Below are 20899 nucleotides of genomic sequence, written 5' to 3'. Positions count from 1 at the left end.
AGTGGCAGGGCAGGGGCCGGGCAGGCGCGGCCGGATTCGGGCGATGATGGGAGGGGCGGCCGGCTCACAGGCCCCGCATGCCATGGCATGCGGGGCCCTCTTTCGCGCCGCGTCAGGAAGCCGGGACCGGGTCCGCGGAGGCCTGGCAGGTGGCGTCGACTCCCTTGACGGAGGCGGGCCGGCTGCCGTTGCGCAGATAGTCACCGACATAGGTGTTGAGGCAGGGGTTGTTGTTGGCCGACAGCGCGGCACCGACGTTGTGACCGCCCTGCTCCAGCACGAGCCGCGAGTTCGGGAAGAGGCGGTGTGTCTCCACGGCACCCGCGGTTCCGTGCGCCGTGTCGTACTGCGGCTGCACCAGCAGGACGTCCACCGAGCTGTTGCCGACGCTCTGCGGCTTCTGCGCGGGCACCGGCCAGAAGGCGCACGGCGCGTTGTACCAGGCGTTCGTCCAGGTGAGGAAGTGGTTGCCGGCGGCGTACTGGCGCGTGTAGTCGTCGTGCCAGCGGCTCCAGCTCGTCGGCTGCGCGGCGTCGGTGCACTGGACCGCGTTGGTCATCGCGTGCCGGTTCTGGTGCGGGAAGGCGGGGTCCGAGTAGTTGGCCCGCAGCGACGTCGGGTCGTTGCGCACCACCCAGTCGGAGAGGATCTGCGCCCGCGACAGCCAGGTCCAGCTGCGGTAGACGACCGGCTCGAAGACGTCGGCCCACTCGGCCGGCCCGATCTTGCCGTCGAGCGGTGTCGTGGTGAGCGCCTGCTGGCCCTGGTAGTAGTTCGCCTCGACGGCGGCCTCTGTGGTGCCCAGGTGGTAGACGGAGTCGTACTTGGCGACCCACGAGAAGAAGATCTTGGCGTTCTGCTCGGACGTGACGTTCTTGTCGAGGTTGTTCTGGTACCAGGTGCCGCTGGGCTTGACCACGCTGTCGAGCACCATCCGGCTGATCCGGCCCGGATACATCGAGGCGTAGACCGAGCCGAGGTAGGTGCCCCAGTCGGTACCGAAGTAGGTGATCTTCTGCTGGCCGAGTGCGATCCGCATCCGGTCGAGGTCGCGGGCGGCGTCCTTGGTGCTCAGGTGCTTGAGCACGTCGCCGTAGGTGTCGCCGCAGCTCTTGGCGTACGCGCGGGCCCGGTTCACCCACTCCTGCTCGGCGGCGGGGGTGCTCGGCACCGGCGAGGGCTGGGCGTGGCCCGGGTAGACGTAGTCGGTGTCGCAGACGACCGCGGGTTCGCTGGCGCCGACCCCGCGCGGGTCGAAACCGATCCAGTCGTAGGCGGCGCTGACGTCCTTGGCCAGCCCCGTGGTGCCCTGGGCGTACCGGGTGGGCAGGTCGCGGCCGATGCCGCCGGGCCACTGGCCGCGGTTGAGGATCACGACGCCCTGGTACTCGCTGTCAGGGGCGGTGTGCCGGGCTCTGGTGAGCGCGAGACTGATCTTCGTGCCGTTGGGCTTGGCGTAGTCGAGCGGCACCTGCACCGAGCCACAGTCGAGGCCCTTGAGCATGGCGCCGAGGATCGGGTCGTTCTCCGGACACGGCGACCAGGCGACGGTTGCCGTAAGCGGTTTGGCCGTCTCCGGCGCCGCGGCGGCCGGGGCGACGGCCGACCCCACGAGACCGGCCACCGCCACCGTGGTGACCCATGCGAGCTTCTTCACGTGATTCCCCTCCTGATTTCAGCCACTCGCAGCGTGACAAGGGCCTCTACATTCGCGGTCAAGAGTGGCTGGAAACCCACTGGAGCGAACGGCCTCCGGGATGCATCGTGCCGCCGGAATTCCATAGCATCGGACGAAGGCATCTCAACCCTCAGGAGCTGAAAATGGCTGACACTGCCATTCAGGGAATCAAGACCGTGTTGCATCCCGTCGCGGACGTGGCAGCGGCCAAGAAGGTCTACGCGGCCCTGCTCGGCATCGAGCCGCAGACGGACTCGGAGTACTACGTCGGCTTCGATCTCGCCGGCCAGCACATCGGTCTCGTACCGGCGGGCGCGCAGGACTTCACCTCGCCCGTCGCCTACCTGCACGTTCCCGACATCGAGGCGAAGCTGGCCGAGCTGACCGCGGCGGGCGCCACCGTCAAGAGCCCCGCCACCGAGGTCGGCGGCGGGCGTCGGGTGGCCACCGTCACCGACCTCGACGACAACGTCCTCGGCCTCATCCAGGACAGCTGACGCCGCACCCTCCTCCGCGCTCGAAGCCTCCTCGACATGAACTCGAGGAGGCTTCGAGCGTGTCCGCGCACTCTCGCCGGTACAGCCCGCTCAGTCCGCCCTCATGGAAAAGGAAGAAATCATGCTTCGAGCGTGGAATTCCGGCTGCGATGTGGTCGCATGAGAATCCTTGTCACCGGAGGAGCCGGATTCATCGGCTCGCATTACGTACGGACCATGCTCGACGGTGGATACGCGGGATTCGAGGACGCGCACATCACGGTCCTGGATCAGCTGACGTACGCGGGAAACCGTGACAACCTCCCCGCGGCGCACCCGCGGCTCACCTTCGTCCGGGGCGACATCCTCGACCGGGAGCTGCTGTCCGGCGTACTCACGGGCCAGGACGCCGTGGTGCACTTCGCGGCCGAGAGCCATGTCGACCGCTCCATCGAGAGCGGCGCCGCCTTCGTACGCACCAACGTGGAGGGCACCCAGTCGCTGCTGGAGGCCTGTCTGGCGGCCGGCGTCGAACGGGTGGTCCACGTCTCGACGGACGAGGTGTACGGGTCGATCGACGAAGGGGTGTGGACCGAGGAGTCGCCCCTGCTGCCCAACTCCCCCTACGCCGCGTCGAAGGCCGCGTCCGACCTCATCGCGCTGGCCTACGTCCGCACGCACGGACTGAACGTCTCGGTCACCCGCTGCTCCAACAATTACGGGCCCTACCAGCACCCCGAGAAGTTCATCCCGCTCGCCGTCACCCACCTCCTGGAGGGGCGCCCGGTCCCCGTCTACGGGGACGGCGGGCAGGTCCGCGAATGGCTGCACGTGGACGACCACTGCCGGGCCGTGCACCAGGTGCTGACCCGAGGCGCAGCGGGCGAGATCTATAACATCGGCGCCGGCTCGGCCGTGCCCAACCTGGAGCTCGCCCACCGGATCGCCGAACTGTGCGGTGCCGGGCCCGACATGATCCGCCACGTCACCGACCGCAAGGGCCACGACCGGCGCTACGCACTGGACCAGGGCAAGATCGAGCGCGAACTCGGGCACCGGCCGCTGACCGCGTTCGACGACGGACTGGCCCGGACCGTGGCGTGGTACCGCGACAACCCGCAGTGGTGGAAGCCGGTCAAGGAGAGCGGTGAGCGGCCGTGAGCACGACCGCAACGCTGACACCCCGCTCCCGTCCGGCGACGGCGGACCGGCTGGCCCTGTCCGCCGCCACCGCCGACGGCTCCCGCACGGCCACCCGCTCCGTGCCCGGCTGGCTGGAGTCCCACCGCGTCGCCGGCGGGACGACGGTCCGGCGGATTCCGTTCGCCGCACTCGACCACTGGTCGTTCGCGCCGGACACCGGCAACCTGCGGCACGCCAGCGGCCAGTTCTTCACCATCGAGGGCCTGCACGTCACCGAGGGCGGCACCGCGTGGCAGCAGCCCATCATCGTGCAGCCGGAGATCGGCATCCTGGGCATCCTGGCCAAGGAGTTCGACGGCGTCCTGCACTTCCTGATGCAGGCGAAGATGGAGCCCGGCAACCCCAATCTGGTGCAGCTGTCCCCCACCGTGCAGGCCACGCGCAGCAACTACACGAAGGCCCACGGCGGCGCCGCGGTGAAGTACCTGGAGCACTTCCTCGCCCCGGACAGCGACCACGTGCTCACCGACGTCCTGCAGTCCGAGCACGGCGCCTGGTTCTACCGCAAGCGCAATCGCAACATGATCGTCGAGGTCGACGCGGAAGTGGACGTGCCGGCCGACGAAGCGTTCCGCTGGCTGACCCTCGGGCAGATCGCCGAACTGCTGCGCCTGGACAACGTGGTGAACATGGACGCGCGGACCGTGCTGGCGAGCGCTCCGATCGCGCCCCCCGAGTCCCTGGCGCTCTGCTCCGATGCGAGTCTGCTGGCCTGGTTCACCGGCGAGCGGGCCCGCCACGACGTCCGGGTCCGCCGCATGCCCCTGCGGGAGACCGCCGGGTGGCACGCCGGCGAGCACGCCATCCGCCGCGCCGACGGCCGGTTCTTCGACGTGGTGGCGGTCCGCGTCGAAGGCGCGGGCCGTGAGGTGACCGGCTGGAGCCAGCCCCTCATCGAGCCGGTGCAGCCGGGCATCGTCGGTTTCGCCCACCGCGTCTTCGGCGGGGTCCCGCACGTCCTGGTGCACGCCCGCGTCGAGGGCGGCTTCCTCGACACCGCCGAACTCGCCCCGACGGTGCAGTGCGTGCCCGCCAACTACGCGGACGCGGCCATGGAACGACCGCCCTTCCTGGACGTCTTCCTCGACGCCCCGCCCGAGCGCGTCCGCTACTCGACGGTCCACTCCGAGGAGGGCGGCCGGTTCCTCAACGCCGAGAGCCGCTATCTGATCGTCGAGACCGACGAGGCCACGACACCCGCGCAGGCCCCGCCGGGGTTCCAGTGGGTCACCCCGGGCCAGCTCAACTGGCTTGCCGGGCACAGCCGTTACGTCAATGTGCAGGCCCGGACGCTGCTCGCCGTCCTCGGCACCGACGCCGCCCCGCCGGCTACCGCACCGCGCTGAGCGCACGTCCGACGGCCCTGCCCGGTGGAGCTCCACCGGGCAGGGCCGTCGGACGTGCGAGCGGGGGTACGAAGGAGTTACTGGGCCGGGGTGAGCCGCGTGGTCATCGGGGTCCACTTCTTGGGGTTGATACGCCAGTCCACCGGCTCCTGCTTGGTGGCGACGTTGACCCGGTTCCAGAGGTTGACCAGGCCTATGTGCATGACGACGGCGCCGAGCTGCACCTCGTCGAAGTGCCGGGCGGCCTCGTCCCAGACCGCGTCCGAGACCGGGTCCTCGCGACCGTCGATGCGCGTGGCCGCCTCGGCCAGGGCCAGGACGGAACGCTCGGCGTCGGTGAAGCAGGTCTGCTCCTGCCAGGTCTCGACCAGCGGCAGGCGCAGGTCCTCCTCGCCCGCCTCCTCGAACTCCCGCTTCTTCACGGGGATCTGCACCGGGCGGCCGTTGATCTGGCTCACCCGCAGGTGGATGAGGACGAGCGTCTTCAACGGCACGCCCACGCTGTTGACGGCCTTGACCAGCGCGCGCATCGGCGGCAGGACATCCGGAACGACCAGCGACGGGTTAGGCATCCGCGGCGACATCTGTTTTTCTCCTTCGCATCGGGATCGAAAAAACCCGCCCGGGGGTCGGCTTTTCTCGCATGTAGGAACTTCTGCGGCCGGCCCGCTAATTCTTTTTGTATCCGGCGGCCCGGGCAAGTGCGTGGTGAAGTCGCTTGTCGGCCGTCTGCCCGGATTCCCATTGCACGCCGACGGCGAAGGGATGGCCGGCGACCTCGAGCGCCTCGACCGTGCCGTCCTCGGCCCAGCCGGTGGCCGTGAGCCCGGCGCCGAGCCGGTCGACGGCCTGGTGGTGATGGCAGGCCGTGCCGGGCTCGGCCTCGGTCAGGATCCCGGCGATCCGGCTGTCGGGCCGGAGCTTGAGCGGGTGCCGGCCGAGGGTGAAGGACGCGGTGCGCGGCCGGTGGCCGTCGTGGCCCGTGACGTCCGACAGGTGCTGGTGGAGCGTGCCCCCGTGCAGCACGTTGAGCAGCTGCATGCCGCGGCAGATCGCCAGCACGGGCAGCTCGGCGTCGAGTGCGGCACGGACCAGGGCGAGTTCGACGCGATCCGCGTCCGGCGTCACGGCGTGGGTCGCCGGGTGCACCTCCTGGCCGTAGAGCGCCGGATCGAGGTCGGGGCCGCCGGGGACCAGCAGTCCGTCGAGGCGGCCGGCCAGGCTCTCGGCCCCGGGCAGCAGCGGGAGCAGCAGGGCCGTGCAGCCCGCCTCGGCCAGGAACGCCACGTGGGCCTGGAGCGCGAGGCTGACCACCAGATCGCTGCCCTGGAGCGTGACCGGCGCCGTCCGCGCACAGATGCCGATCACCGGCCGGTGGCCGGTCCGCGCCGGGTCGTAAGCGGCTGAATTCATGTCCACCCTCACGGGATTCGGGTTCAACTGAGGAAAGTAGGCAGATGAACTGGGCGGGTCCGCGGACAGTCACTGCCGCCAAAATATCCACGCCGTGCGGGAGCGGCCATCGTTCAGATCCGGAACGGGTCCGCGACTACTGAACGGAATAACTCTCCTGATATCACAGGCAGGTGGGGAGTTTTTGTCCCCAGAAAAACTCTCGCAGGCCATTCAACCGAGGTGACCATGATCGAGGCCAAGAACCTCACGAAACGCTACGGCGACAAGACCGCCGTGAACGACCTGTCGTTCACGGTCGAGCCCGGCCGGGTCACCGGCTTCCTGGGTCCCAACGGCGCGGGAAAGTCCACCACGATGCGCCTGCTGCTCGGCCTGGACCGGCCGGACGCCGGTGAGGCCACCATCGACGGCGTGCACTACCGCGACCTGCCGCAGCCCATGCGGGCGGTCGGCGCGCTGCTGGAGGCACGTGCCGTGCACACCGGCCGCAGCGCCTACGACCACCTGCTGTGCCTCGCCCAGACCCAGGGCTTCGGCCGGCGCCGCGTCGAAGCGGTCGTCGAGCAGGTCGGGCTGGGCGCGGTGGCCCGCAAGCGGGCCGGCGGCTTCTCCCTCGGGATGGGCCAGCGGCTCGGTATCGCCGCCGCGCTGCTGGGCGATCCGGCCGCACTGGTCCTGGACGAGCCGGTCAACGGCCTCGACCCCGAGGGCATCGTGTGGATCCGCAACCTGATGAAGTCGCTCGCCGCCGAAGGCCGCGCCGTCCTCGTCTCCAGCCACCTGATGAACGAAATGGCCGTCACCGCCGATCACTTGATCGTGATCGGCCGCGGCCGGCTGGTCGCCGACTGCTCGACCCAGGAGTTCATCGAGACCAGCACCGAGCAGTCCGTGCTGGTCAGAACCCCCGACGGCGCACAACTCGCCGACCTGCTCAGGGCCAAGGGCGCCACCGTCGCCGTCACGGCCGACGGAGACCTGGACGTCACGGGCGTCGAGGCGCCGCGGATCGCCGAAGTGGCCGCCGCCGGCGGCCTGGTCCTGCACGAACTGTCGACCCGTCGCGGATCGCTCGAGGAAGCCTTCATGGAACTGACCAAGGACGACGTCGAGTACGACGCCGTCACGCCCACCGCCGGAGGCGCGAAGTGACCGCTCTGACCGCCCCCGTCACCATGACCGAGTCGCACAGGCCGAGCTTCGGACGGCTGATGCAGTCGGAGTGGACCAAGATCCGCTCCGTGCGCTCCACGATCTGGTCGCTGGCCATCCTGGTCGTGCTCACCCTGATCTTCACGGCGCTGTTCATGAAGATGGGCATCGCCAACTGGGACAAGAGCGACGCGTCCCAGCAGGCCGCCATGCGGCTCGACCCGACCGGCACCATCCTGGGCAGCGGCATCCTGCTCAGCCAGCTCGCGATCTGCGTACTGGGCACGATGGTCATCGCCTCCGAGTACTCCACCGGCATGATCCGCGCCAGCCTGCTCGCCGTGCCCAAGCGGGTGCCGGTCCTCGCGGCCAAGGGCACCGTGTTCGCGCTGCTGGTCCTGGTCGTGGGCGAACTGACCTCCTTCGCCTCCTTCTTCATCGGCGCGCCGATCCTGCACAGCAAGGCGCCGGTCTCCCTCGGCGACCCGGGCGTGCTGCGCGCCGTCGTCGGCTGCGGTCTCTACCTGGCCCTGCTCGGGCTGTTCGCGCTCGCCATCGGCGCCATCATCCGGCACACGGCGGCGAGCATCACGGGCGTCGTCGGCTTCGTGCTGGTGATCGCCCCGATGGCCGAGCTCCTGCCGGGCAGCGTCGGCAAGCACATCCACGCCTATCTCCCCACGGAGGCCGGCTATCTGATCACCCAGCAGCACTCGCGTTCGGGCGATGTGCTGGGCCCGTGGCAGGGCCTCGGGGTGCTCGCTCTGTGGACGGCCGCCCTGCTGGTCGTCGCCGCCGTACTGCTGCAGCGCCGCGACGCGTGACCTCTGCGCCTGTCGGGGGCGTGTGCCGCGTGCGGCACACGCCCCCGACAGGCGCTTTCGAGAGAACGTCGACTTGCGCTCCACTGCAGCTAAAGACCCTCCTGGGACGCTCGACGGCAGCGGCAGCAGAGAGGGAGTAACGAGAATGGCTCAGAGCAGCGCGCACGCCGTCTTGATCACGAGTGCATTCAACCCCGCCCGGATGGAGGGCATCGACTCCTCCCACCGCAGCGAATTCGATCTCAAGAACTTCGAGCAACTGCCGGCGCGCGACGTTCCCCTCAGCGCGCTGTCGCCCGGCGTGTCCCTGCGCCAGGGCGGTACGGACGCCGCCCACATCCAGCTGCTCGTCGACGCCGCGGGCACCGCCGAACTGCCCCCCGTCCTCGTACAGGTGGACGGCTGTCGCATCATCGACGGGCTGCACCGCCTGGAGGCCGCCCGACTGCGCGGTGACGCCAGCATCAGGGCCCGCTTCGTGGACTGCTCGAACTCCGAAGCCCTCGTCATCGCCATGAAGGCGAACGGTACGCACGGCCTGCCGCTGTGCAAGGCCGACCGGCTGGCCGGCGCCCAGCGGGTGCTGAGCTCCCACCCCGACTGGTCCGACCGCGCCATCGCCGGCATCACCGGCCTGAGCGCCAAGACGGTCGCCTCGCTGCGCGACCGGTCCGGTGCCACCGTGCCGGTCGACGGAAAGCGCATCGGCCAGGACGGCAGACGGCGGCCCGTGGACGCGGGCGAGGGCCGGCGCCGCGCCGCCGAGTACATCGCGGCGCACCCCGAGGCCCCGCTGCGCCAGGTCGCCCGGGACACGGACGTGTCGCTCGGCACGGTCCACGACGTGAGCGCCCGGCTGCGGCGCGGCGAGGCCCCCGAGCGCGACGGGCGCCAGTCGGCCCTCGCCCGGTCCCCGCACATCCGTCCGGTGGAGTCCGTGCCGGCCGGCCACCTCGTGGAGCGGACCGGCCCGGTCACCGACGGGCCCCAGCGCGCGCCGCTGCGCGTGGCACCCGCAGAGACGGCCCCGCCGCAGCGCAGGAACCACACCGACACGCCGCCCACCTGGGCGACCGTCGCGGCCAAGATGGCCGCCGACCCCGCCGTCCGCTACACCGCGGGCGGCCGCGAGTTCCTGCGGTGGATGCAGCTGCACGCCAACGAGCCCGCGGACGACTGGCGCGGGTTCGTCGACGCGGTGCCGCTGCACTGGCTCGGGGTCATCGCTCCGATCGCCGAGCACATCGGCCGGGAGTGGAGCCTGCTGGCCGAGCGGCTGCGGACCAAGCAGGAACTGTGCCGCACTCCCCCGCAGTCACGTCCGTGACAGCACCGGCGCCGGCCGCAGCCGCGCCACGGCCGCTCCCGGGTCGACCGAGGCGCACCCGGGGTGCGCCATGACGGTCCTCGGGGGTACGAGTTCGGGCAGGGCCAGCAGCACCGGCAGGTCGGTCGCGACCGGGCGGCGCAGGCGGACGGCCGCGCTGGTGACGGTCTGCGCGCTCACCGGCACGCGGCCCGCGGTGTGTGCCGCGACGAGCGTGGTGCGGCGCGTCCGTTCCTCGGGGCCGATGCCGGCGGCGACCGCCACGGCCAGCAGGTACTGGCCGCCTTCGGGCACGTTCTGCAGCGAGTAGCAGGACGGACGGCCGCCGGGCACGTCGACGACGGCCCAGGCGTGGCACGGATGCTGGACCACCGGGGTGTCGAAGGCGCCCAGGAAGACGCGTGCGTTCCCGTGCCCCGGCGGCAGGCTGATCGTCCCCGCGACGGTGCCGTACCCACCGGACGGTGTGCTGTCGGGTGCGGGTACGCCGTCCCACAGGCGCCGCCGCAGCCGGCCGGGAGGCACGCCGACGGCGGCCGTGAAGGCGTTCGTGAACGAACCCAGGCTGTTGTACCCGACGGCGATGGACACGTCGGTGACGCTCATCGAGGTGTCCTCGAGCAGCCGCCTGGCCTCGTGTATGCGGACAGCGGCCAGGAACTTCCCCGGACTTGTGCCGGTCTCCTCCTTGAAGACGCGCGTGAAGTAGAAACGGCTCAGCAGCGCCTGGTCGGCGATCCGCGCGATGGTCAGCGGTTCGCCGTACCGCTCGCGCATGTACTGGATGGCCCGTTGCACGGCGTTGTCCATCACGCACCTCACAGAGTCTCGATCCACTCAGCAGAGTGCCGCGCCGGGATCGTGATCAGCTCGAGCTTCGCTCGGGAACGGGCACAGAACACGTCCAGGAGGTGCCGCGCGGCCGTGGTACCCGGTCAGAATTCGAGAAGCCCCGACGGTGATGCCACCCCTACCGTGGTCATCGTGGATCCGACCGCCGTTGTGCCCGTGCCGCCCGAGTGAGAGGAGCCCGCCCGTGTGTCCCCCCGCACTGCGCCACGCTCTGTTCGCCCAGCACCTGCGCGACCTGACCCGGCTGCGCCGCGTCCGGGACCGTATCGACCGGGAGGACGCGCGGCCGCTCGACGTCGAGGCGCTCGCCCGGTCGGCGGACATGCCGGCGGAGGAGCTGTGCCGCCGGTTCCGCCGCGCGTACGGGCGGTCTCCGGACGCGTATGTGCAGGCACGCCGCCTCCACCACGCCGTCCGCCTCGCGGCGACGGCCGCCGGATTGAGCAGGAATGAAGAAGCCGTGGCGAACGCGGCGCAACTAGCGTGAACGACATGACCTCCATCGCATCCGTCACTCTCGAGGTGGCCGACCCCACGGCCGCCGCCCCGTTCTACGCCGCCGCCTTCGGGCTCGATTCCTCGGTGCTGCGCCTGCGGCCGTCCGAGGCGCCGTCGGAGGGTTTCCGCGGGTTCACGCTGGCCCTGACCGTGTCCCAGCCGGCCGACGTCGACAGCTTCGTCGAGTCCGCGCTCGCCGCCGGCGCCACCACGCTCAAGCCCGCCACCAAGTCCCTGTGGGGGTACGGCGGTGTCCTCAAGGCCCCCGACGGGACCATCTGGAAGGTCGCGACCTCCAAGAAGAAGGACAGCGGTCCGGCCACCCGCAAGATCGACGAGATCGTGCTGCTGCTCGGCGTCGAGGACGTGAAGGCGAGCAAGCAGTTCTACGTCGAGCAGGGCCTGAGCGTGGGCAAGAGCTTCGGCGGCAAGTACGCGGAGTTCACCGCCGACGCCTCCAGCCCCGTCAAGCTGGCCCTCTACAAGCGCCGCGGCCTGGCCAAGGACCTCGGCGTCGAGGACGACGGCTCCGGATCGCACCGCATCGTCCTCGGCAGCACCGCCGGGTCCTTCACCGACCCCGACGGCTTCGCGTGGGAGGCCACCACGCTGACGTCCGCGTCCACCGACTCCTGACCCCTGTTCCCTGCGTGCACCGCACGCAACATCTCTGTGAGAGAGGACATCCGACATGGCGAGCGCCAAGAAGACGGCCGAGCGGAGCGAAGGCTTCACCGCCGAGGAACGCGAGGCGATGAAGGACCGTGCCAAGGAGGTGAAGTCGGCACGCGGCGCACGCGGGTCCAAGGTGGACACCGAGAAGGAACTGCTCGCGAAGATCGCCGAGATGTCGGACGCGGACCGGGTCCTCGCCGAGCGGATCCACGAGATCGTGACGACCGCCGCCCCGGACCTCACGCCGAAGCTCTGGTACGGCATGCCCGCCTACGCCAAGGACGGCAAGGTGCTGTGCCACTTCCAGAGCGCGGCGAAGTTCAAGTCGAAGTACGCCACGCTCGGCTTCAGCGACCAGGCCGCGCTCGACGAGGGAAACGTGTGGCCGACCTCGTTCGCCCTCACCAAGCTGACGGCCGCCGACGAGAAGCGGATCAGCGCGCTGGTGAAGCAGGCGGTCAGCTGAGGGCCTGCGTCATGTCCCCGGCCGGGGACATGACGCAGGCCCTCAGGGCCTGCGTCGGTGCAGCAGTCGCACGAGGTCGCCGGCCCGGGGATGGGCCAGCAGTTCGTCCAGGCGCAGGGCCGCGCCCGAGCGCCGGTTGAGTTCGTGCAACAGGCGTACGGCCAGCAGCGGATGGGCTCCCGCCTCGACGGCATGGGCGGCGGGGTCGTGCACGGCCGAGCCGAAGACGGCCCGCCACGCCTCCCGCACCAGCCGGGTCTGCGGCACGTCGGGCCAGGCCGCCGCTCCCCCGCGTCCGGCGGCACCGGGCGCACGGTCGGCCACGCGCGGCAGCTCGGCATCCGGCACCCCGGCGAGGACGTCGCCGACGGTCGTCGACTCATCGGCCGTGGCGGGGAGTTCGCGCAGCAGCCGGGCGCACAGCTCCACGAGCCTGCGCGCGTCGGTGTCCGTGATCCGGCCGCGGTCGTGGACCGCGGTCAGCAGCAGCCCCTCGCCCTCGGCCGTGGCCAGCAGGGTGACGGGGAGAGCGTTCGCCGGACCGGAGCGCGCCGCGGGATCGACGCGGATGTCCTGGGCGGCGAGGGCGGCGGTGAGGGTCCCGGAGAGCTGCGCGGGGTTCTCGAAGGCGATGAGGCTGTCGAAGAGTTTCTCGTCGGCGCGGCGCCCGCTCCACTCGTGGATCTGGTCGGCGGACACCCATTCGTAGGACGCCATGTCCAGTGTCCGGTCCCGGAGTTCGGCCAGCAGCCGGGGCAGCGGGTGCCGGGGGTCGACCCGGACGACCATGGGCAGGGTGTTCAGCAGCAGTCCCGGCAGGCGTTCCACGGCGTCCAGGGCGATACCGCGGCCGGAGACGACGACACCGAAGCCGACGGGGGCGGGCCCGTCGGCGCCGCTCGCCCGGTACAGCAGCAGTGCCCACACGGCCTGCAGCGCGATGGACTCGGTGACCGCCCACCCGGTCGACCAGGCACGCAGCCGGCCGGCCTCGTCGCGGTCGAGGAGTGCCCGGGCGCGGCCCCTGCCCGGCAGACCCGTGGCACAGGCCCGCAGGCCCGGCCGGATCCGTGGCGCGGCGGGCGGCAGGGCCGCCGACCAGAACGCGCGGGCCGGCGCGGTGTCCTGGGCCGCCAGCCAGCTCGCGTGGTCGCGGAAGTCGGGGCGCCGTTCGCCGCCCGGCAGCCGGCCGTCGGCGAGATAGGCGCGGTAGAACTCCTGCAGCAGGACGGAGACGCTCCAGCTGTCCAGCAGTACGTGGTGGAAGGTGATCAGGACCCGGGTCGACGGCGTACCGGCCGTGCCGGCCTCGTCGATGGGGTCCGCGTCGTCCGCATCATCCGCGTCGTCCACGCCGTCCAGGAGGGTGGCGCGCAACAGGCCGGGCACGCCCAGGTCGAAGCCGCGCAGCCGGTCGCGCTCCAGCAGCGTCTCCCAGTCGGCGGTGTCCCGGGGGTGCCTGGTCACTTCGACGCATACGTGATCGTGCACGACGACCTGCGGTGTCCCGTTCCAGTCGAACGCGGCCCGCAGCACGCTCTCGCAGTCGAAGACGGACTGCCAGGCGGCCGTGAACCGGTCGGTGTCGAGGGGACCGTGCCAGTGCCAGAACAGCTGCTCCACATAGCGGCCGGTGCCGCGGTGGGCCAGCGCGTCGAGCAGCAGGCCGTGCTGGTGGGGAGTGACCGGTACCGGCCGCGCGGCGGCGCCGGGCGGCGCGTCCTGGCTGCCGGCCCCCGCGGCCGGGCCGAAGACGTGGGCTCCGATGGCGCGGGGCGCGGCGCCCGGCCTCTCGCCGTGGTCGTAGGCGTCGAGCAGATCGGCCAGGAGCAGGCCTGCCGACTCGCCCTCGACGACGACGCGATGGACGACGAGCAGCAGCGTGTGGTGCTCGGGCCGGTGGCCGATCAGCACGGCGCGCAGCATTCCGGTGCGGTGCGGGTCGGGCTCCTTGCGTGCCTCGGCCAGCAGGGCCGACGAGGGCGCGTGTCCCGGTTCGCCGGCCGTGCGGCGTTCCAGGACGGGGGTGCGCGCGGGGTCGATGTCGAGGCAGGGCACCGCGTCCGCGCCCTGCCGTATCCGCGCGGTGAGCGTCGGATGGCGTGCGACGAGCCGGGCGAGCGCCTCCTCCAGGGCGGGCACGTCCAGCGGGCCGCGCAGGTCGATGGCGAACGGCACGGTGCGGGACGTGCTCCGGGAGTCCGTGCGGGAACGACGCAGCAGAGCGATCTGACGTTCGGTCAGGGGTCGGGTGCCCGCCTTGTCCGTCCCGGGGCCGGCGGTCGCGGCGGGCGGCGAGCCGTGGGGCTGGAACTCGGTCATCGGATCTCTCCTGGGTCAGCATCCGAGGCGTGAGTCCTCCGGGCACACCTCGGCATCGGCATCGGCACCGTCCGTATACGAGTGTGCGGCGCATTGCTGACACCGTGCTGACGTGCGGACTTCACCCCGAGCGACCGTCGAGGGACCCCCGAGCGCGCCTTGAGCGGCGGGGCGGCCGCGGCCGCGTCACGGCGGCTCGGGGAACGGCGTCATCGCCGCCGCGAAGCCCGCGTCGAGCGTGCTGCCCGCCGGCACGTCGTGGTCCGTGTCGAGCCCCTCGTCGTGGCAGGCGGTACTGAGGAGGTAGCGGCCCAGAACGTGGTGGGTGGCGAAGCCCCACTCGGAGTCGAAGGCCGCTGTCCCGTCCCGGGAGAGCAGCCGGTCGCCGTGCGGCCCGAAGCCGAACTCCGTGAAACGCAACCGCATCCCCTGCCCGAGCGCCTTGGTGTAGGCCTCCTTCAGCGTCCACAGCCGGAGCGTCCGCGCGGCCTGTTCGTCCTGCGGCAGCGGGGCCAGCGCGGCCGCCTCCGCGGGGGTGCACATCTGCGGCTGCAAGACCTCGACGCTCATCCTGCGGTCGGTCGGCTCCGCGTCCACGCCGATGCGTCCGTCCTTGCTGAGTCCTACGGCCATCAGCTCGCCGGTGTGCGTCAGGCTCAGGTCGATCTGGTCGAAGCCGCGCAGGAACGGACGGCCGCCGAGCCGGTAGGAGACCTCCAGCAGTTCGGGCCGGGTCTGCAGGGCCGCCGCGGCGGTGTACTTCATCAGCAGGCGTGAGGCCGCGAACCGGTAGCGCACCGCCGGATCGGGGATACGGCGCCAGCGGCTCCAGTCCCGGCGCCCGAGGAGGCGGCGCAGCCGGGGTTCGGTCACGGTGGCGGGCAGCCACTCGCCCCAGGTGGTGTGCACGACCGCGTTGCCGTGGCGTCTGAGCTGGTCGTGCACCCGGGGCCAGGGCCCGGTGGGCAGGACATGGATGGGCTCGCCGATCACCGGCTGCTGCATGGTGGCTCCGTTCTAGCCCGCGAGGTGCATGTCGTACAGGTCGAAGCTGCGGTTCCCGGCGAACCTCGTGAGCAGTTCCGCCAGGACGGACCGGGTGACGCCGTCGGGCAGTTCGGGCCCCGCGACGCCGAGCCTGCGCAGGATCCGGGAGAGGGCCAGCACCGGCCAGGCCGGCTGGGCGAGGAAGGTGTCCCGGCCGTCCTGGCCCTCCCACGCGCCCAGGCAGGCGGCCGCGCCGGCGACGAGGACGTAGCGGTCCACCAGGGCGCAGGCCCGGGGGTCGGCCAGCGTGTCCCGCACCGAGGCGGGCAACGCGCCGCACCGGACCCGCAGCGCCCGGGCCTCCTGGACGAAGGCGGCGGCGAGATCGGCGAGGGCGGCCCACAGCGGGCCGGTGGATCTGCGCGGCGCGAGCCGGCCGGCGGCCGCGACGAGTGCCGCGTGCAGCAGGTCGTCACCGCCCGACAGGGACAGCTTCCGGTAGTCCAGGTCCGGCAGTGGTGCGAACAGCCGGAACAACTGCGCGGGGGGCTCCGGCGCGGCGAACCAGGAGGTGCGGGCGAGGGAGCGCAGCCGGGGTACGAGCACGGCCTGGCAGGCGGCGCGGCCGGCGTGGCCGAGACCGGCGACGGGCAGGTCACGGCCGAGTTTGCGGAAGCCGCCGTAACGGGATCCGTGGTCGTAGCCGTGGGCGCCGAGAACGGTGGCGAGTTCCTCGAGGTTCTCGCGCAGCACGTCCTGGGTGGTCAGTTTGACGGCGGCGGCCGCCAGGTGGGCGCTGTCGGGCACCAGGCTCAGCGCGCGCAGTCCCGTCACCGCCATGCTGTCGCAGGCCAGCAGATCGGCGAAGACACCGGCGAGCACGGTGTGATGGCGCCGCGCGGGCTGCCCGCCCCGGCGTCCCGTGGTCGCCGCCCGCACCGCGAGGCGCAGGGCGCTGTCGGCCCCGGCGACCAGCGTGGCGGGGATCAGGCAGCGGTTGACCATGAAGGTGCGCAGCGCCAGTGGCACGCCGTCGCCGGGGTCGCCGACGAGGGCGTCGCCGGGCACGTGGCAGTCGGTGAACTCCAGCCCCGCGAAGGAGTTGCCGCGCATCCCGGGCACGGGGACCCGCGGCAGTGGGCGCACGGCGCCCGCCGGCAGTCGCTCGCGGTCGAGCAGCAGCACGGAGTGGTTGCGCGGGCCCGGCCCGGTGCCGGTGCGGGCGTACATGACGAGCAGGCCCGCCCGCTCGGCGTTGATGATGACGTCCTTGCGTCCCTCGACCCGGAAGCCGTCGCGGGCGCGGCGGGCCGTGAACTCGTCGCGCAGGATGGCGTTGGCGTGGGTCAGTTCGTGGTGCAGGTGGGTGACGCGCCCGCCGCCTCCGGCCAGCAGGTGCCGGGCCGTGCGGCCCTGCTGCTCCGCGTCGCCCGCCGCCCAGACGGCGGACGCGCCGAACAGCGCGGTGAGCCCGTACCCGAAGCCCAGGGCGACATCGCGCCGGAACACCGGCCGCAGCACCCGGGCGAGCGTGTCGGGGCGGCCGAGCCGGCCGCCGAGTGCGCGGGGGACGAACTCGGCGGTCAGCCCCGCGTCGGTGAGCAGCTGCTCGGTGGCCTCGGGGGTGGCCCGGCGCTCGTCGGCCTCCAGCAGGGGGCGGTGGCCGTGCGGGTTGGCCGGGTCGGCCGGGTCGCCGAGGAGTTCCTCGAGCCACGCGGCGCGGCCGGCGGCGTCGGCCGGTGCGTTCGCGGCGGCGGACGCGCGGGGTGCCGGGGGGGCCGTCACAGGATCGTGACCGCGCTCTCCGCGTGCGCCTTGGCGAGACGGAGTGTCGCGGTGCTGTTGTGTCCCAGCGCCTGCCGGACGTACCGGCGGGCGGCGGCCACGTCCGCGTCCGGGCCCAGCACCTCGGTGATCTTCTCCTCGCGCAGCACGACGCTGTGCTGGGCGAGGACGGTGACTCCTCTCTCGTCGGGCACGACGGACCATTCGCCGGTGTGCGCCGCCATCAGCGGCGGGGTGGCCGTCTGCTTGTGGACGATGCGTCCGGCGTGCGGGAAGCAGATCCGCACGGACTCGGTGGTGTGCTCGCGGCCGTCGCCGGTACGGGTGTCCATCGACATCACCTGGACGCCCGGCTCGGGTTCGGTGTGGTCCAGGCGCCTCACGTGCGGCACCCGCTCGGGCCAGTCACCGATCCGGTAGAGGAAGTCGTGGACCAGCTCCGCGGGGCCGTTGACGCGTACCGCGTCCTCGAAGGAGAGCACGAGGGCGTCGAGGCGGCCCCACCGTTCGGCGAGCAGGCGCAGATTCTCCAGCTCCGCGCGGCTGTTGGTGTCGGTGGCCCGTTCGAGCCAGGCCACGTGGTCCGGGTCGTCGTCGGCCACCGTGAACTCGTGCAGCAGTGTCAGCCGGGAGCGGTCGGCGCCCAGGGGGTCGACGGTCCAGGTGCCGCCCATGGACGACGCCGGGGAGGCGGGCAGTTCCTGCCGGAACTCGACGCGCCGCAGCCCGGCGTCGAGGGTGCGGCGCGAAGTCCAGGACTTGATCCGGCCGTTGGCGGTCACCCACATGCGCAGCCGTTCGTACGAGCCGTCGAACTCGAGCTGTTCCACATGGATGCAGGGGGGGAAGAACAGCGGCCAGCGGACGGCGTCGCAGATCAGCCCGTAGACCACTCCCGCCGGCGCATCCACGCTCACCTGGTGCGTCGTTCGGTGCACTCGCTCAGCGGACATGTCGCAGTCCTCGCTTTCCGGATCGGGGTGACGCTCGGGGCCCGTGGATCAGAAGTTGCCCAGGCCACCGCAGACGTTGAGAGCCTGCGCCGTGATGGAGGCGGCGAGCTCGGTCGTCAGATAGCCGACCAGGCCCGCGACCTCCTCGGGGGTGGAGTAGCGGCCCAGCGGGATCTTGGCCTCGAACTGCTCGAGGACCTGCTCCTGTGTGGTGCCCCAGGCGTTCGCGTAGCCCTGACGCACCCGCTCGGCCATCGGCGTCTCGACGTAGCCGGGGCAGACCGCGTTGACGGTCACCCCGCTGGGGGCTAGCTCCTTGCCGAGCGCCTTGGTGAACCCGACCACTCCGTGCTTGGAGGCGGAGTAGGGGGCGCCGAGCAGGACGCCCTGCTTGCCCGCGGTCGAGGCGATGTTGATGACACGGCCGCCCACGGCGTCGGCGAGGCCGCCGTTCTTCAGGGCCTCACGCGTCACGAGGAACACGCTGTGCAGGTTGGTGGCGATGACGTCGTACCAGAGCTCGTCGGCGATGTCGGCGGTCGGGCCGCCGCCGCTGCGCCCGGCGTTGTTGACGAGGACGGTGATCGGGCCGAAGGCGTCGACCGCGGCGCGCACGAGCGCCGCGGCGGACTCGGCCGAGCGCACGTCGGCGACGGTCCCCTCGACCTGCAGGCCCTCTTCCCGCAGATCCTCCACGGTCTGCTTGACCTGTTCCTCGCTGCGCGCGCAGAGGAAGACGCGGTGGCCGCGGCGGCCGAGGTCGCGGGCGACGGCCAGTCCGATGCCGCTCGTCGCGCCGGTGACCAGGGCCACCGGCCCGGCGGAGGACCGTGAAGCGGAAGCTGACGTCATCGTGGGGACTCCATTTCCTTAAGGCCGGTTGGTCTCGTGGTCCTGACCGTGTCCTGAACTGCTCGAAGTCCGCCTGAGGGGCGCTCGAGCGGCGGCGGCTCGACGCGGGTGCGAAAGCGCCTCGACCCGGAGTGCGGAAGGTGGGGGCGGACGCCGGAGCCGGCGCCGCACGAACACAGTGGAGCGGACATGCGCACACCGACCGAAGTCGCCCCGGACGCCGCCGCGTTCGCCGTCCTGTACACGCAGGTGCAGCAGTTCTACGCGCACCAGATGCAGCTCTTCGACGGTGGGGCCGCACAGCAGTGGGCCCGCACGTTCACCGAGGACGCCGTCTTCGACGTACCGGCGTCGGCCGGGCCCGTCCACGGGCGCGCCGCGCTGGCCGCCTCGCTCGACGCGGCGGCCGCCCGGGCGGCGCGGACCGGCGTGCGGTACCGGCACGTCATGGGGATGCCCGATGTGGCCCAACGCCCGGACGGGGGTTGGGACGTGCGCAGTTACACGATCGTCCACGCGTCGACGATCGGCGGCGTCTCGCGCGTGCACCGGGTGTGCGTGTGCGAGGACGTGCTGGTGTGCGGCGCGGACGGGCGACTGCTGGTGTCACATCGCAGGGTCACCCGGGACGACCTCCCTTAGCGCTTTCCGGGAAGAGGCCCTCAGGCCTGGCAGCAGAGGGTTCCGCCGTTGAACTCGATCATTTCGTCGAGGGCGGCGTGCTTCTCCTCGACGGGCAGCGGGGCGTCGGCGGGCAGGCCTTCGAGTTCGGCGTACGCGCGCCTGAGGTTGGCGGAGAGCCGCTCGGGGTCGACGAGGTGCGCGTAGGGGCCCAACTCCGCCCGCCGTGCCGTCTGCAGTGCGCTCAGTCCGGCGCGCAGGCCCTGCTCGGCGAGGCGGCGCACCAGGCGCACGTAGCCCTCGACGGCGTCGAACACTTCGGGGCCGCAGACGGGTCCGTGCCCGGGCACGACGGTGGTCGCGCCGAAGGCGCGCAGCCGCTCCAGCGCGGCGAGCGAGCCGGCGAGCGAGCCCATGAGGAAGAACGGGGTGACGCCGTTCATGGCGAGGTCCCCGGTGAACAGCACACGGCTCTCGGGCAGCCAGACGATCGTGTCGTTGGAGGTGTGGGCCGGGCCGACGTGCTCGATCTCCGCCCGGACGGTACCGATGTGGAGGGTCAGGCGGTCGCGGTAGGTCACCGTGGGCGGCGCGAGTTCGATGCCGCCCCAGCGCACGTCCGGCCACATGCCGGTCAGGTGGAGTCCGGCCGCCGTCATCTCCGTACGGGTGCGCTCGTGGCCGATGACGACGGCCTCGGGGAAGACGAAGTTGCCGAAGGCGTGGTCGCCGTGGAAGTGCGAGGTGACGATCGTGCGCGGTGCGCGCGGGTTCAGCCGCAGGGCGGTGGAGCGCAGGTGGCGGGCCCGGGTCTCGGTGGCGGCGGTGTCGATCAGGGCGCTCTCGCCGTCGCGGACGATGATGCCGGCGTTGTTGAGGCACCAGCCCCCGGGCAACTGGACGTAGGCGTGCACGCCTTCGGCGATCTCGACGGCCCGGCCCGGCGGAGCGGGCGTGCTCACGGGACGGACGGTGGGGCTGGGGCGCACGGCCGGTCTCCTCACGCGGTCGGTGGTGCCGGTGACTTTCGCGGGTGGCCCTCGCGGCCCGGTGGACCGCGTCCGATGCCGCCGTGCGCGAGTACGCCTCGACCGGTGGTCCACCACGCTCCCGGACCGTGACGGCCTGAGCCGTCCGAGAGAAGGAGGCCCCATGGCCGGGCTACGTCGTTGGCCGTCGCGTCTGCTGCGGCAGATCTGGTCCGGGCTGGTCGCCCAGGGGACGCATCAGGTGGCCGGTGAGATGCGCCGCGCGCGCGTACCGGCCGTGGTGCTGGAGCGGCCGCCCGCCGGTCATCCGGAGCGGCTGTGTCCCGAGGTGCCGCTCAGTTCACTGGAGTTGACGCTGATCCGGGCAGTGGACGTGCGCCTGCGCTCGCGCGGCGAGGGCTGAGGCGGGCCGGGCCCCGGTGCATCGAGGCCACCGGCTCCAGCGACAAGCTCGAAGCGATGCTCAAGATGCTGGAA

Annotated in this window: 20 protein-coding genes and 1 pseudogene; 11 read left to right on the top strand and 10 right to left on the bottom strand. The window is 71.9% G+C overall.

Annotated features, from left to right (window positions below):
• Positions 1–112: 112 nt before the first annotated feature.
• Positions 113–1657: an alpha/beta hydrolase gene (locus AB0J02_RS42940; RefSeq protein WP_363199359.1), complete on the bottom strand. Its 1545-nt coding sequence runs from the start codon at positions 1655–1657 to the stop codon at positions 113–115.
• A 164-nt stretch (positions 1658–1821) separates the two neighbouring features.
• Here AB0J02_RS42940 and AB0J02_RS42935 point away from each other — a divergent pair, with 164 nt between their 5' ends.
• From AB0J02_RS42935 to AB0J02_RS42925, 3 genes are all read left to right on the top strand, one after another.
• Positions 1822–2175 carry a VOC family protein gene (locus AB0J02_RS42935; RefSeq protein ID WP_363199358.1) on the top strand — a complete coding sequence of 118 codons (354 nt, stop codon included), beginning with the start codon at positions 1822–1824 and terminating at the stop codon, positions 2173–2175.
• 159 nt (positions 2176–2334) lie between these two features.
• A complete protein-coding gene (gene rfbB, locus AB0J02_RS42930) occupies positions 2335–3315 on the top strand; it encodes a dTDP-glucose 4,6-dehydratase (RefSeq protein WP_363199357.1) in 981 nt (326 codons plus the stop codon).
• Positions 3312–4703 carry an NDP-hexose 2,3-dehydratase family protein gene (locus tag AB0J02_RS42925; RefSeq protein ID WP_363199356.1) on the top strand — a complete coding sequence of 464 codons (1392 nt, stop codon included), beginning with the start codon at positions 3312–3314 and terminating at the stop codon, positions 4701–4703. The genes rfbB and AB0J02_RS42925 overlap by 4 nt, the downstream gene beginning before the upstream one ends.
• A gap of 77 nt (positions 4704–4780) precedes the next feature.
• Here the strand turns inward: AB0J02_RS42925 and AB0J02_RS42920 are convergent, their stop codons facing one another.
• Both AB0J02_RS42920 and AB0J02_RS42915 read right to left on the bottom strand, forming a co-directional pair.
• Complete coding sequence (locus tag AB0J02_RS42920) at positions 4781–5287, bottom strand: carboxymuconolactone decarboxylase family protein (protein ID WP_363199355.1); 507 nt, start codon at positions 5285–5287, stop codon at positions 4781–4783.
• 85 nt (positions 5288–5372) lie between these two features.
• Positions 5373–6116, bottom strand: a complete 744-nt coding sequence (locus AB0J02_RS42915) for a gamma-glutamyl-gamma-aminobutyrate hydrolase family protein (RefSeq protein ID WP_363199354.1) — start codon at positions 6114–6116, stop codon at positions 5373–5375.
• Between the two features lie 228 nt (positions 6117–6344).
• Here AB0J02_RS42915 and AB0J02_RS42910 point away from each other — a divergent pair, with 228 nt between their 5' ends.
• From AB0J02_RS42910 to AB0J02_RS42900, 3 genes are all read left to right on the top strand, one after another.
• On the top strand, positions 6345–7271 hold the full coding sequence (locus AB0J02_RS42910) for an ATP-binding cassette domain-containing protein (protein ID WP_363199360.1): 927 nt from the start codon (positions 6345–6347) through the stop codon (positions 7269–7271).
• Complete coding sequence (locus AB0J02_RS42905; RefSeq protein ID WP_363199353.1) at positions 7268–8095, top strand: ABC transporter permease; 828 nt, start codon at positions 7268–7270, stop codon at positions 8093–8095. Before AB0J02_RS42910 ends, AB0J02_RS42905 begins: the two co-directional genes overlap by 4 nt.
• Positions 8096–8240: 145 nt before the next feature.
• Positions 8241–9422, top strand: coding sequence for a nuclease (locus AB0J02_RS42900; protein ID WP_363199352.1), 1182 nt, complete (start codon positions 8241–8243; stop codon positions 9420–9422).
• Here AB0J02_RS42900 and AB0J02_RS42895 read toward each other — a convergent pair.
• On the bottom strand, positions 9411–10232 hold the full coding sequence (locus tag AB0J02_RS42895; RefSeq protein ID WP_363199351.1) for an AraC family transcriptional regulator: 822 nt from the start codon (positions 10230–10232) through the stop codon (positions 9411–9413). The genes AB0J02_RS42900 and AB0J02_RS42895 overlap by 12 nt on opposite strands.
• Before the next feature lie 226 nt (positions 10233–10458).
• On the opposite strand from AB0J02_RS42895, the pseudogene AB0J02_RS42890 reads away from it, so the two are divergent.
• From AB0J02_RS42890 to AB0J02_RS42880, 3 genes and pseudogenes are all read left to right on the top strand, one after another.
• A pseudogene (locus tag AB0J02_RS42890) lies at positions 10459–10695 on the top strand (AraC family transcriptional regulator); the annotation flags it as partial.
• 71 nt (positions 10696–10766) lie between these two features.
• On the top strand, positions 10767–11408 hold the full coding sequence (locus AB0J02_RS42885; RefSeq protein WP_363199350.1) for a glyoxalase: 642 nt from the start codon (positions 10767–10769) through the stop codon (positions 11406–11408).
• Between the two features lie 55 nt (positions 11409–11463).
• Positions 11464–11913 (top strand): DUF1801 domain-containing protein, encoded by a 450-nt coding sequence (locus AB0J02_RS42880; RefSeq protein ID WP_363199349.1) that lies wholly within the window; start codon positions 11464–11466, stop codon positions 11911–11913.
• 42 nt (positions 11914–11955) lie between these two features.
• On the opposite strand, the gene AB0J02_RS42875 is transcribed toward AB0J02_RS42880, so the two are convergent.
• The 5 genes from AB0J02_RS42875 to AB0J02_RS42855 all read right to left on the bottom strand — a co-directional run bounded on the left by AB0J02_RS42875 (position 11956) and on the right by AB0J02_RS42855 (position 18812).
• Positions 11956–14235, bottom strand: coding sequence for a condensation domain-containing protein (locus AB0J02_RS42875; RefSeq protein WP_363199348.1), 2280 nt, complete (start codon positions 14233–14235; stop codon positions 11956–11958).
• 186 nt (positions 14236–14421) lie between these two features.
• The gene (locus AB0J02_RS42870; protein ID WP_363199347.1) at positions 14422–15240 is read right to left on the bottom strand and encodes a 4'-phosphopantetheinyl transferase superfamily protein; all 819 of its coding nucleotides are present in this window, start codon (positions 15238–15240) and stop codon (positions 14422–14424) included.
• A gap of 12 nt (positions 15241–15252) precedes the next feature.
• Positions 15253–17007, bottom strand: coding sequence for an acyl-CoA dehydrogenase (locus AB0J02_RS42865; protein ID WP_363199346.1), 1755 nt, complete (start codon positions 17005–17007; stop codon positions 15253–15255).
• Complete coding sequence (locus AB0J02_RS42860) at positions 17004–17960, bottom strand: aromatase/cyclase (protein ID WP_363199345.1); 957 nt, start codon at positions 17958–17960, stop codon at positions 17004–17006. The genes AB0J02_RS42865 and AB0J02_RS42860 overlap by 4 nt, the downstream gene beginning before the upstream one ends.
• A gap of 48 nt (positions 17961–18008) precedes the next feature.
• Complete coding sequence (locus tag AB0J02_RS42855) at positions 18009–18812, bottom strand: SDR family NAD(P)-dependent oxidoreductase (RefSeq protein ID WP_363199344.1); 804 nt, start codon at positions 18810–18812, stop codon at positions 18009–18011.
• Between the two features lie 189 nt (positions 18813–19001).
• On the opposite strand from AB0J02_RS42855, the gene AB0J02_RS42850 reads away from it, so the two are divergent.
• On the top strand, positions 19002–19454 hold the full coding sequence (locus tag AB0J02_RS42850; RefSeq protein ID WP_363199343.1) for a nuclear transport factor 2 family protein: 453 nt from the start codon (positions 19002–19004) through the stop codon (positions 19452–19454).
• Positions 19455–19474: 20 nt separating this feature from the next.
• Here the strand turns inward: AB0J02_RS42850 and AB0J02_RS42845 are convergent, their stop codons facing one another.
• The gene (locus AB0J02_RS42845) at positions 19475–20395 is read right to left on the bottom strand and encodes an MBL fold metallo-hydrolase (protein ID WP_363199342.1); all 921 of its coding nucleotides are present in this window, start codon (positions 20393–20395) and stop codon (positions 19475–19477) included.
• Positions 20396–20585: 190 nt separating this feature from the next.
• Here AB0J02_RS42845 and AB0J02_RS42840 point away from each other — a divergent pair, with 190 nt between their 5' ends.
• Complete coding sequence (locus AB0J02_RS42840) at positions 20586–20825, top strand: DUF6059 family protein (RefSeq protein ID WP_363199341.1); 240 nt, start codon at positions 20586–20588, stop codon at positions 20823–20825.
• Positions 20826–20899: the final 74 nt, after the last annotated feature.

Origin of the sequence: Streptomyces sp. NPDC050264 (genome assembly GCF_040655895.1) — a bacterium.
Taxonomy (GTDB): domain Bacteria; phylum Actinomycetota; class Actinomycetes; order Streptomycetales; family Streptomycetaceae; genus Streptomyces.
The sequence above is the reverse complement of the archived record's forward strand: the minus strand, read 5'-3'. Positions and strand labels throughout refer to the sequence as shown.